This window comes from Prosthecobacter sp. (genome assembly GCF_044373815.1).
In the GTDB taxonomy this organism is placed as follows: Bacteria; Verrucomicrobiota; Verrucomicrobiia; order Verrucomicrobiales; family Verrucomicrobiaceae; genus Prosthecobacter.
Window position 1 is genome coordinate 1 of record NZ_JBIPNG010000201.1, and the last position, 11,090, is coordinate 11,090.

Annotated in this window: 15 protein-coding genes and 1 pseudogene; 4 read left to right on the forward strand and 12 right to left on the reverse strand. The window is 60.4% G+C overall.

The features are described from left to right. Together ACIREA_RS16650 and sufD are read left to right on the forward strand one after the other, a co-directional pair. Positions 1–213: SufD family Fe-S cluster assembly protein (locus ACIREA_RS16650; protein WP_397383423.1), on the forward strand; the 213-nt coding region annotated here is incomplete at its 5' end. Between the two features lie 38 nt (positions 214–251). Further along, a complete protein-coding gene (gene sufD, locus ACIREA_RS16655) occupies positions 252–1,610 on the forward strand; it encodes a Fe-S cluster assembly protein SufD (protein WP_397383424.1) in 1,359 nt (452 codons plus the stop codon). 19 nt (positions 1,611–1,629) lie between these two features. On the opposite strand, the gene ACIREA_RS16660 is transcribed toward sufD, so the two are convergent. The 3 genes from ACIREA_RS16660 to ACIREA_RS16670 form a co-directional block, all read right to left on the reverse strand. Further along, a complete protein-coding gene (locus ACIREA_RS16660; RefSeq protein ID WP_397383425.1) occupies positions 1,630–2,214 on the reverse strand; it encodes a PolC-type DNA polymerase III in 585 nt (194 codons plus the stop codon). 69 nt (positions 2,215–2,283) lie between these two features. Continuing rightward, a complete protein-coding gene (gene alr / locus ACIREA_RS16665; RefSeq protein WP_397383426.1) occupies positions 2,284–3,393 on the reverse strand; it encodes an alanine racemase in 1,110 nt (369 codons plus the stop codon). A gap of 15 nt (positions 3,394–3,408) precedes the next feature. Next, positions 3,409–3,984, reverse strand: a complete 576-nt coding sequence (locus ACIREA_RS16670) for a DUF1802 family protein (RefSeq protein ID WP_397383427.1) — start codon at positions 3,982–3,984, stop codon at positions 3,409–3,411. An 87-nt stretch (positions 3,985–4,071) separates the two neighbouring features. Between ACIREA_RS16670 and ACIREA_RS16675 the strand changes: the two genes are divergently transcribed. Together ACIREA_RS16675 and ACIREA_RS16680 are read left to right on the forward strand one after the other, a co-directional pair. After that, a complete protein-coding gene (locus tag ACIREA_RS16675) occupies positions 4,072–5,469 on the forward strand; it encodes a DUF1501 domain-containing protein (RefSeq protein ID WP_397383428.1) in 1,398 nt (465 codons plus the stop codon). Next, on the forward strand, positions 5,466–5,951 hold the full coding sequence (locus ACIREA_RS16680) for a hypothetical protein (protein ID WP_397383429.1): 486 nt from the start codon (positions 5,466–5,468) through the stop codon (positions 5,949–5,951). The genes ACIREA_RS16675 and ACIREA_RS16680 overlap by 4 nt, the downstream gene beginning before the upstream one ends. A gap of 29 nt (positions 5,952–5,980) precedes the next feature. On the opposite strand, the gene ACIREA_RS16685 is transcribed toward ACIREA_RS16680, so the two are convergent. The 9 genes and pseudogenes from ACIREA_RS16685 to ACIREA_RS16725 all read right to left on the reverse strand — a co-directional run. Continuing rightward, complete coding sequence (locus ACIREA_RS16685) at positions 5,981–6,430, reverse strand: phage virion morphogenesis protein (protein WP_397383430.1); 450 nt, start codon at positions 6,428–6,430, stop codon at positions 5,981–5,983. 18 nt (positions 6,431–6,448) lie between these two features. Then, the gene (locus ACIREA_RS16690) at positions 6,449–6,721 is read right to left on the reverse strand and encodes a hypothetical protein (protein WP_397383431.1); all 273 of its coding nucleotides are present in this window, start codon (positions 6,719–6,721) and stop codon (positions 6,449–6,451) included. Further along, entirely contained in the window at positions 6,718–8,505 is a 1,788-nt protein-coding gene (locus ACIREA_RS16695; protein ID WP_397383432.1) for a phage minor head protein, read from the reverse strand. Before ACIREA_RS16695 ends, ACIREA_RS16690 begins: the two co-directional genes overlap by 4 nt. Positions 8,506–8,567: 62 nt before the next feature. Then, complete coding sequence (locus tag ACIREA_RS16700) at positions 8,568–8,816, reverse strand: hypothetical protein (RefSeq protein WP_397383433.1); 249 nt, start codon at positions 8,814–8,816, stop codon at positions 8,568–8,570. A gap of 39 nt (positions 8,817–8,855) precedes the next feature. After that, the gene (locus ACIREA_RS16705; protein ID WP_397383434.1) at positions 8,856–9,272 is read right to left on the reverse strand and encodes a DNA adenine methylase; all 417 of its coding nucleotides are present in this window, start codon (positions 9,270–9,272) and stop codon (positions 8,856–8,858) included. A gap of 4 nt (positions 9,273–9,276) precedes the next feature. Then, positions 9,277–9,942, reverse strand: coding sequence for a hypothetical protein (locus ACIREA_RS16710; protein WP_397383435.1), 666 nt, complete (start codon positions 9,940–9,942; stop codon positions 9,277–9,279). Further along, entirely contained in the window at positions 9,932–10,210 is a 279-nt protein-coding gene (locus ACIREA_RS16715) for a hypothetical protein (protein WP_397383436.1), read from the reverse strand. Before ACIREA_RS16715 ends, ACIREA_RS16710 begins: the two co-directional genes overlap by 11 nt. After that, positions 10,203–10,829: a hypothetical protein gene (locus ACIREA_RS16720; RefSeq protein WP_397383437.1), complete on the reverse strand. Its 627-nt coding sequence runs from the start codon at positions 10,827–10,829 to the stop codon at positions 10,203–10,205. The genes ACIREA_RS16715 and ACIREA_RS16720 overlap by 8 nt, the downstream gene beginning before the upstream one ends. A gap of 31 nt (positions 10,830–10,860) precedes the next feature. Further along, a pseudogene (locus ACIREA_RS16725) lies at positions 10,861–11,090 on the reverse strand (hypothetical protein); the annotation flags it as partial.

Genomic DNA, 11,090 nt, shown 5'->3' on the forward strand with positions numbered 1-11,090 from the left:
GGCAACCAGCACTCTACACAGCACGAGGCAAGCGTCAGCCAGGTCAGTGCGGATCAAATTTTCTACCTCATGCAGCGCGGCCTCACCGAGGCTGAAGCGATGAGCTTGTCCGTGAATGGCTTCATCAATGACCTCGTGAAGGAATTCCCGATGGAATACAGCGTGGAATTGAAGCGCCTCATCGACCTCGAAATGGAAGGAAGCGTGGGCTGATCTGCCCCGCCGGCATCCAACAAACTTTGTCATTCGCCATGTCCGCCACTCTCGCTCCCGCACCCAAACACACTCCCGTCCCAGTGTCTCAAGACTCCGAAACTCCCGCTTCTTCCGGCCTCGAAATCACCGTGCCCGTGCGCGATGAAAAATCCGCACCGGGCTGGTTCTTCGCCCGCTCAGAAGCGGCTTGGGCTGAATTCCAGACGCTGCCGATGCCTGGCATCAAGGACGAGAACTGGCGCTACTCGAACTCGAAGAAAATCGAACTCGCTGATCATAAGCCTGCCACCGCCCCCACGGCTGCGAACACCGCTGCTGCTCTCGCGGCCACGGAAGGGCTCAAGGAACGTGCCGCCCGCTTTGTCTTTGTGAACGACGTGCTCGTCGAGTCCGATACGGCCAATCTGCCTGCCGGTGTGGTTTGCGTGACCTTTGCGGATGCGCTGCGGGATCACAGCGAGGTGCTCAAGGATCACTTCATGCAGCGTGAGATGACACTGGGCTCCGCCAAGTTTGCCGCCCTGCATCTTGCACACGTGAAAGCTGGCGCAGTCATCATTGTGCCGAAAAACGTGGCGATTGAGAAGCCGGTCGAAATCTTCCATTGGGTGGTCGGCGATCATGCCGCCATCTTCCCGCACACGCTCATCGTCACCGGTGACAATGCCGAGGTCAGTGTAGTGGATCATTACCGCAGTCTTGAAGGTGAAGGCGGTCTCAGCATCGCCATTGCCGATCTTGTCGGCGGACGTGGCAGCAAGATCACCTACGCCGCCTGCCAGGAGCTGGCGGATGATGCGCAGGCGCTGCATCTTTCCAGCATCGTGGCCGGACGTGATTCCGCCATCAAGAGCTTCCAGGTGCAGCTGGGCGCCAGCTTCAGCCGCAGCGAAAGTGTGAGCGATCTCATCGGCGAAGGCTCCCGTAGCGACATGCTCAGCGTGTCCCTGCCCATTGGCGAGCAGGTGGTCGATCAGCGCACGTTGCAGAACCACAAGGCCCCGCATGCCAGCAGCGACCTGCTGTACAAAAACGCCCTCTATGGCAAATCACGCAGCATCTTCAGCGGTCTCATCACCGTGGATGAAGGCGCGCATTACACCGACGCCTACCAGACCTGCCGCAATCTGCTGAACAGCAACGAAGCCGAGGCCACAAGCCTGCCCGGCCTCGAAATCAGCGCTGACCAGGTCAAGTGCAGCCACGGTGCCACCAGCGGCCCCATCAGCGACGAGGAACTCTTTTATCTTAAAGCCCGCGGCATCAGTGACAGCGAAAGCCGCAAGCTCATCATCGAAGGTTTCCTGGCCGGTGTCATCGAACGTTTCGGCAACGGCGAACTGCTGGACACTCTTGTGGCGCGCATTGATGAGAAACTGGAGCGCGCGGTCTGATCCGCGTTCCTGCGCTGCCTCAAACGCGATCCAGCGCAGGAATCACCCCGACTGAAAGATCCACCGGGCAGTTGGTCACGCTCGTAGTAAGGCGTTCCCACATGTACTGCACGGCCTGGGCCAGCAGCTGAACGTCCACGCGGGCATCATGGCGCTTCACGCCCTTGCTGGACACGCCTACACGACCCAGCACCGCGTCCAGTCCATGGCCGCCTTTGCCGCCCCAGATTTTACGGGAGAAGTCACGCGAATCGAGGGCGCTCGTTTCGCGCACCGGAATGCCGTGGCGTTTGCAGTTTTCCGCGATGAAGCGCATGTCAAAACGAATGCCATTGTGGGCGATGAGCGTCGCATCATGACCGACGAAGCGGGAGAACTCCATCAGCACATCCACGGGATGTGGAGCGTCCGCCACCTGCTCCTGCGAAATGCCAGTCAGCTTGGTGATGAAGGACGGGATGCGATTTTCCGGCCGCACATAGCTGTCGAAGTATTCACCCTCGTTCCATTTGCCGTTCTTCACCTTCATCGCTGCGATCTGAATGATCTCGTGCTGGGAAGGTAACAGGCCGGTGGTTTCGAGGTCGAAGATGATGAGGTTCATGAATGCGGGCGGAACACGCTTTCGCATCCCACCCCTTCGTTGCGGCCATAGCAGCCTGATTGCAAGGCATTAAACGTACACCCGGGGCACGCGGGAGTTGATATTGGTGAGCACTTCATACGGAATCGTGCCCGCCCAATCCGCCACATCTTGAGCGGATATGCCATCACCAATGAGAGTCACGGCGTCGCCATTGTAGGCGGTGCCCCACTCCAGATTGACCATGAACTGATCCATGCACACACGGCCCGCAATCGGGTGACGCTGCCCGCGAATGACCACCTGTCCGCGATTTGACAGCGCCCGAAAATAACCATCGCCATAGCCCACGGGCACGGTGACGACTCGCACCGGGTGATCGCTCTGCCATGTGGCGCCATAGCTGACGGGACTTCCCGGCTGCACGACTTTGAAATACACCACCTGAGACTTCCAGCTTAGCGCCGGCTGCAACGTGACTGTATGCGGCACCTCCTTCGAAGGATAGACGCCATAGAGCATGATGCCTGGGCGGACGAGATCGAGGTGGCTCTCCGGAAGCTGCAGAATGCCGCCGGAATTGGCGATGTGGCGCTGGGGGGACTGCAGGCCGCGCTTTGGATAAAACTCCAGCACTTCAAGAAAGCGTGCGAGCTGCTCTCTGGCTGAGGTGAGGTCTGCGGCGTCTGAATTGGCAAAGTGAGAGTAGATGCCGGCGACCTCCACATTTATGAAGCTCAAGCTGGCCTCCAGCAGCTTCTCCGCGTTGTACCAATGCACGCCGATGCGCTCCATACCGGTGTCGATTTTCAGATGCACGCGCGCCTTCGTTTTCACTGCTGCGGCGGCTTCATCAATCTGGCGCAGCTTGTCGATGGAGGACGCTGCCATCATCAAATCATGCGCGATGAACTGCGGGATCTGCCGTGTGGCCACACCGCCAAAGACGAGAATCGGCAGCGTGATGCCGGCCTGACGCAGCACGACGGCCTCCTCCAGCAGCGCCACGCCCAAACACGGCGCGCCATGATTCATCAGGTGGCGCGCCACTTCGACGATGCCATGGCCGTAGGCATTCGCCTTCACCACGGGCATGACGGACGCCGTGCCCACATGCGCACGGATCGCATCATAGTTCTGCGCAATGGCACCGAGGCTGACCTCGACGTGGGCTGGGCGGATGGCGTCGGTTGGATTCAAGTGGGGCACACTCGACTAGCCCAAGATCGCTTTCAACTTCGCTGACACTTCGGCAAAGGCTTCATCGCTCAGCGCCGGGGTGGCTGCTGCTGCCAAGGCCAGGCCTTCTTCAGGGAGGGTGATCCAGGAGCGGCAGCCGCCGTAGCTCTTCGCATACGGGAAATGCCAGTTCTGCGGCAGTTTGTAGGCACGGACGAGAGCGACATGCAGGCAGGTCTCATCATCATAGATGAAGCGATCCTTCACTACGTCCTCGTTCCAGATGTGCAGAGGAGCCAGCGCGGCCACCTTGTCCCAGTCCGTGACTTTCCAGACCTGCTCCAGTGTGGCGCAGCCGTCGATATCAACGGTGGTGCGTTCCTCTTCCGGTGGGAAGTCGCGCTGGGTGTTTTTGGGCACCCAGCTGAGTTTTTCGGCCTGATTGTGGAACCAGGTTGGGAAGAGGAAGAATTCGCGGTGTTTCCACTCAAAGCCGCCGCGACCTTCGTGGATGCCGCCTTTGCGCAAAATGATGCTGAGCCGTCCCTGCGCGAGGGCGTCGCAGACGAAGGACCATTCTTTGAATCCGGTGGGGGTGGTGAGGTTGGGCATTGCTGCGGATACAACGCCGCTCAGGGGGCTGCAAGTGCTGGCAGAGCGCAGAAAGTGCGGCATGCTGTGCCACGTTTGATTCCAACGATGTCTTCCCCTTTCAATGCCACCGGTGCCTGCACCCGCATCAGCCGCCGCCAGTTGCTCTCTGCCGGTGGGTTGGGGATGTTTGGGCTGACGATGCCGCGATTTCTGCAAGGTGCGGAGAACCAGGGGATCGAGAAGCTGGTGGCACGCGCCAAGTCGGTGATCTTCTGCTTCCAGTGGGGCGGGCCGAGCCATCTGGAGACCTTTGACATGAAGCCGGATGCGCCCGAGGGCATTCGCGGGTTTCACAAGCCAATCAAATCGAGCGCCGACGGCATCTGGGTCTCTGAGAAGCTGCCGAAGACGGCGAAGGTGATGGACAAGGTGACACTGGTGCGGTCCGTGCATCACACGATGAAGAATCACAACAGCGCGGGCTATTACGCGCTGAGCGGCCACGCGCCGCCGAGTGATGACCAGCGACTCAAGGATTCGCCGGATCTGTTTCCCGCCTATTCGTCCGTGGTGGACAAGATCGCACCGCTGAAGGGTGAAATCCCGACCGCCGCCACCTTCCCTTACATCGTGAGCGATGGCTCCCTGACGCCAGGGCAACGAGCGAGCTTTCTCGGCAAGGAGCATGATCCCTTCATCGTGCTGCGTGATCCGAGTGCGCCGGGCTTTGCGCTGCCTGAGCTGAGCCTGCCCAGCGGGGTGAGCTTTGAGCGGCTGAATGCGCGGCGAGAGCTGCAAAAGCTGGTCGATTCCCAGACGCGGCTGCTGGATTACTCGGCCGAGGCACGGGGGATCGAAAGCTATTATGACAAGGCTTTGTCGATGCTGCACAGCGAAAAGCTGCGTGCGGCTTTCGACCTGACCAAAGAGCCGGACAAGGTGCGCGATGGCTACGGGCGCTCGCCGTATGGACAGAGTCTGCTGCTGGCGCGGCGGCTGGTCGAGGCAGGGGTGAAGTTTGTGACGGTGAATTTCTCCCAGGGCATCGGCGGCCAGAGCACCACCGAGGGCGGGTGGGATACGCACGGCTTCAATGACACGCGCATGTTCCCGATCATCGAGAAATATCACATGCCGATCACCGAGCAGACGCTACCGACCTTTTTGACCGATCTCGATGAGCGCGGTCTGCTGGATGAGACGCTGGTGGTGTGGGTGGGTGAGTTTGGCCGCACGCCGAAGATTAACAAGAACGTCTCCCGCGATCACTGGCCCCAGTGCTACACCGCCCTGCTGGCAGGCGGTGGCGTGAAGCGCGGCTATGTGCATGGCGCGTCCGACAAAAACGGCGAGCATCCCGCTGACAAGCCGGTGAAGCCAGATGATCTGGCTGCCACGATGTATCATCTGCTGGGCATTCAGCCGGACACGGAGGTGCGTGATGTGGTCAATCGCCCCGTTCCCATCAGCTACGGCAAAGTCATCCAGGAGATCATCGCATGAAGACACTGCTCGCCATACTGTGCCTGATGGTTGTCACCAGCCTGTCTGCCAAGGATCTTGGCATGAATCCAGTCTTCAAAAACTACATCGGCACCTGGAAGGCTGCGGGTGAACTGAAGGGGGAGAGCAGCGTCCTCGACATTAAGGAGGAATGGACCGGCTCAGCGGAAGGCGACAATTCTTTCGTGGTCAGAGGGACGCGCACGATCAATGGCGACACGCAGCCGTTTCAATGGACGATCACTTACAATGAAGGAGCGGACAGCTACGAGGCCATCCTCTCAGGTGCGGAAGGTTCGCAGACGATCAGGTTTGAAGGCCATGTGTCGGAGGTCAATCTCACGTTTGAACTCAAGGCCGTCACTGGCAGCGGCGAAAGCAGCATCACCATCAACGAAGCATTCGCAGGCGATGCCAAAGATGTCATCGAAAGCAAAGTGGCATTGCGCGAAAAACCAAGAGACAGCTTTATTAGGCTTTAGCGAACAATGACGCAAAAGGAAGAAAAGGGTCAGTCTCGCAGACCAATCGCACGGTCGGCAGCGAACATCATCAGAGCCCTCGCCCGTGGAGTCGGACGCCCCGACCGATCAAACGGGAAGAACGGCCTGGCTGGAATCCGCGACGTTCCAAGCTGCTGATACCCCGCATAGGCCCGATCCGACCCCACAATCACGCTGTGGCTCGTCAGCGTCGTCACCCGGGGAGACCTAGCCAGCAAACCCGTCCTCTGCAGCGGCGCAGTTCCCCGGTTGTCCTTCAAACGCCCCCGGATCGTCCGAGGCGACAGCGGTGCCCAGCTCGATGGCCTCAACGAAGCATCCGTAAACGCCCGCATCGCCAGCGACACCACCACCGCCCCCATCGCAGCCAGGACAGGCTTGGGATCTCGCCACCGGTTCAGCCGGCGGCGTACACTCGGTGTCAGGCTGTCCCTGACTTTGATGACTTGGATTTGCATGGCTTCAAAATAATCCCGCTAGTCCACCGCCCCCGGGTCCAGCGTTTCCTCCCACGCATCCACCCGGGCGCTACCCTCCGTCCATTTCCCCGGAAACACCCGCTCCAGCACCGCCCGCCCCACCACATCCACCGTCCGGTGCGTCCGGCTTTGGCGTCGCGTCTCCCGGGCCAGCGCAGGCCCAGCAAACTGCGAAAACTCAGGATCGCGCCCCGTCCACGTCTCACCATCAAAGGCAAGCTCCATGCCGAAAAGCACAGCCGTGAAAAGACCGGTGGAAGGAAGGCTCATAGGTTTTGCAGGGCAGAGATCACAAACTCAAAGTACGTACGATCATTCACGTAAAATTCCATGGGATCTTCATGCAATCGCTCGATCCCCATCGTCAGCAGCTCCGTCGCACGCGGGCCGTAGGTCTTGCCCATGTAGTGGTCCCCCCCCCGCTTCACCCACTCATCCTCCCACGCAAATTCCCCCGGGCCGTACTGTTTGATCCCAGTCAGACTCCGCAGCGTCTTCAGCGGCTCATTCCCCGCCCGCAGCTTCAGAAAAGCCAGCGCCCTCGAAAGCACACTCGCCGCCTGCTGTTCCGTCGCGTGCGTGACCTCATGGGCCACCGTGCTCACCTTCGTTTTGGCATTCACATAAATGGTGCCCGCCCGATGAAACGCCCGTTTTCCCCGCAGCGCCTTCACCCCCACAGTCGGCAGCAGCCCCGCATGCGTGTACCGCTCCGCGATAGCCGCCCCAGCCTTAGCCACCCCCTGCGTCGTCGGCGTCAGATTCGTAAAGGTCACCTTCCCCCGCTCCCCAGCCGGGATCTCCACCTTCCCCCGCAGCCGCTCAATCAATCGGTCCATTTCCCGATCCTTCGCCGCATGCTCAGAGGCCAGCCGTACCACCTCCGCCGTGTCCCCCCGCGCCCGCGCCAGCTCATAGCGCAGAGCCAGCGCACTCCGCTCACTCACCAGGCCCGACCACTCCCCAATGTCCGCGTCCAGATCCGCCGTCACACTCGCCAAAGTCCGCGCCCCAGGCACCGGCGCCGCCACAGGTGGAACCACCGCCACAGGCGGAGCCATCACCCCCACCGGAAGCACCGGCAAAACAGGCACCACAGGAATCACAGGCGGCAGCACCACAGGCGGAGCGATCGGCGGCAAGACCGGCACATCCGGCAGCTTCGCCCCGCCCATCCATTCCCAGACCGACACCGCAGGCCCATCTTCCACTGCTTCCACCACAGGCGTCCGATTCGCCCAGTCTTGGAAATACGTCCACGTCTGCGGATCATACCGCCCTTGCAGCTCCGCCGTGCCCAGTCGCAGACTGTCCGGCTCAAACAAAAACGCTCCCGGCTTTCCACGATCCGCCGGCGCCGTGATGTCGTACACCTCCGTTGGTCCCCGGTTCAGCTTGTTCTGATTCTCCACCAGATCCAGCGCAGGCCCCTCGATTACCGTCTTCTTTTCCGGGTTCAGCTTCGCTTCCCGCGCCTGGATCTCCGCCACCTCCTCCGGCAGCAGCGCTACCTTGCGGCATCGGCACCCCCAGTCCCACGGCGGCGTATGCCGGTGCCAAAATGGCGAGGCAGCAGGAAAGATCAGCTTGTTCAGCTTCGAGTGGCTCTGTCGCACCCGTTCATCCTCCGTGCTCAGGTACTGCCAGTAGGGGAAAATATCCGCCTGCTCCCTCATCACCTCATGCTGGGCCACAGCATACCCCTGAAAGCCATGCGTCCGCAGCATCAGCTCCGCCTTGCGCGTCGCCGCCTTCCTCGCCGCCACATCACCCTCAGCACCCGTGAAAGGACTCACCAGGTCAGCGATCTTCGCCCGCTGCTTGTCCCAGTCCGCCCCCGCAGGCACCGCAGCGACCGCATCGCGGATGTCCCGCGCCAGACTCGCCGAAGTCGCCCCAGACACCGCAATCGCCCGCGCCTTCAGCTCAGGCAGCAGCCCATTGAACACCGCCGCACTCACCGGCGTCTTTCCCTTGATCCACTCCATCGCCCGCTCATTCGGCACCGGCTCAGTCAAAAAGCCTTTCGGAAGTGGTTTGCGGGGCGGTGGCATAAACCCACACCATGCAGGCCCCCACCCTCCCCAGGCGGCGGGTTGGAAGACCAAACAGCGGCCTAGTTTGACTTTGGCTGGCTTGTATAGCCGTCGTGCCATTTCTGAAACTCATCCCACACGGCTTTCACCGTGGGGCATTGGCAAGCTCTCGGATTGCCATCTTTGCGCAGCCACAAAGGCCCGCCGTAGTCGCAAAAATCAAAGCGCCACTCCCGACCGTTCACCACAATGGACTGATCCGAGGCATCAGGCCCGCTGATAATGCCAATGACCTGATCGCCATCTAGAATCTTGCCGATAGTTTTCATGCGTTTTTCCCAAACTGCTCTCTCCACAGCCGCGCCGCCTCAGCCGCATCCAGCGGCGCTTCCTCCGGAGCCGTCGCTTCCACCGCCCCCTGGGCCCATAAAGCAGCGCACGATGAAACGACGAGCAGCTTCCACCGGATCCGCCACAGCTTCATAGCTCAATTCAAACTCATCCCGGGAGAAAGGCGTCATATCCACCGCCCGGATCAATTGCCCACGCAGGTCGCGATCGCGAAGCACTTGGAAAAAACCCACGACCTGTTTGTCGAGGTCATTGTACACCTCGATCTTGGCGCGTTTCCGACGCAGCAGCACACCCGCACCGCCACCGAAAACCTCAACGTAATTGGAATGCTCCACAAAGTGGGACAGCACCCATTTGGCCAGCCGAAACTTTCCCCCATGCCACCGCAAAGGCGGGCGCGTGATCGTCTGAGGGTCGAAGAGATCGAGCATAAAACTACAGCCTCTCCCAAGGCTCCCGGTACTCCATCCCCGCCAGCGCAAACACGTCCCGTTCGCTGCTCGCCTCGATCATCTTTCCCGTGCGGATCAGCTCCGGGCGCAGTGGCCCGCCTTCCAGGTGGATGCCTTCACGCTCGATGATCGAAAGCAGCACCGCCGCACTCTCCACGCTGAACCCCGCATGATACGGATGCCATGCCAGACCCCGCTCCTGGGCGCGTGTCGCCAGCGTCTTGTTGCTGTCCGCACCGCCCGTCCGGCACACCAGGTAGTTATGCCAGAAGCTCTTCTGCGTCGCAAAAAAATCCACCGGCAACCCCGTCGCCACATGCACCGCCAGCTTGTTCTTCGGCCCCCACATTTCCGAGCCCTTCGTGTTCAGCCGCTTCGCCAGAATCCCTTTAGCGATCATCACGTCCAGCGCGTGCTCTACAAGGCAACCCTGCTCAGGCAGCAAATCATTCGAGATCTCGCCCCACGCCGGCACATACACAAGCTCCAGATCCCCCACCTCAGCCTTGCGCCTCCTCAGCGACCCCGCCACCACCAGAAAAGCCCGGCCCTCCGCCGCATTCATTTCACAGCAGGGCTTCAAAACCTCACACAACTCACGGGCCACAGTCTTCGCCAATTCAGCGGGAAATTTGGGCTTATTGCTCATCAGATGCAGCCTCCTTTGGCAAAAGAGAATTGAGAACCGAGGCAACTTTGCGGACGCGCTCCATTTCCTTATGAATGGCGATGGTCACACGGTGCGGAATGACATCAGGCAAAGGCGACTGCAATTCGTCCAGCCTCAAAGACAGAGTAGCTTTGATCCCTTTACGCAGGAAATCCGCGAGCTGATTTCCTTCGGTCCTGAGAAGGTCGCGGGCGTCAATGATCGCGGCCTTTTGCTCAGGAGTCAGTTGGATAGTTTGTTCACTCATCCCCGTCCCCCCCCTGCGCTTCAGCTTCCATCTTCGCCAGCATCTCCGGCGTGATCTTTTCCCACTCGCGGTACAGCATCACCCGTTCCTTGTTCCAAAACGGCGCTTTGTTCCCGTCGATCTTCGTGGCAATCAAATGCTGCCTCAAGCTTTCCAGATCAATCAGCGTCGTCATCGGCGCCATGCGGAAGGCGTCCACAAACCCGCCGTAAATCAGGCGCCAGAGCGTCGTGCGCCCAATCGGCAAAGCCAGATCCTCGCACAGCGTCGCATTGAAGCGAATCAGCCCGCCCCACAGGTCCACCGGCCGCGTAAAATACTCCTTCGTCTGCTTGTTCTTAAACAGCCGAAAAATAATGATCTTCGGCGGAGCCTCCTGCGGGATCGCCACCTTGCATTTCCGCCCCGGGATGATCTCCACCTCGATCTCCCGCTTCGTAAAGCCAGACCACTCCGTGAACTGGTTCCAGCGCTCTTGCATCGCCGCGATCAGCCCTTTGGAAGACTTCACCTCACGCGGCGTTTTCAGCCCCGCCAGAGGCTTCACCATCGGGCGCGTCGGGCGCTCCACGGCAGGCATGGGAAACAATGTGGGGTAATCGTCTTCGTCGTGATTCATGGCGTGTGTGTGGGGGCGGTCGTTGGGCGGGTCAGGCCGTCAGTTTCAGGGGCAGTTGCGCAGCCTCGCCACGCTCCTCGCGTCGGGCCTTTTCAAAGCGCTCCAGGGCAATGTCTTCATTCACGGCGGCATAGATTCCTTCATGCCCACCCGCGCTTTCGATCAGATCCACAAAGCCCAGCTTCATCAGCTCCGTCGTGCGCGGCCGCAGAGTCAGGATGCTCATGCCACTGCGCTCCGCCACCTCATGCGTCGTGCCTG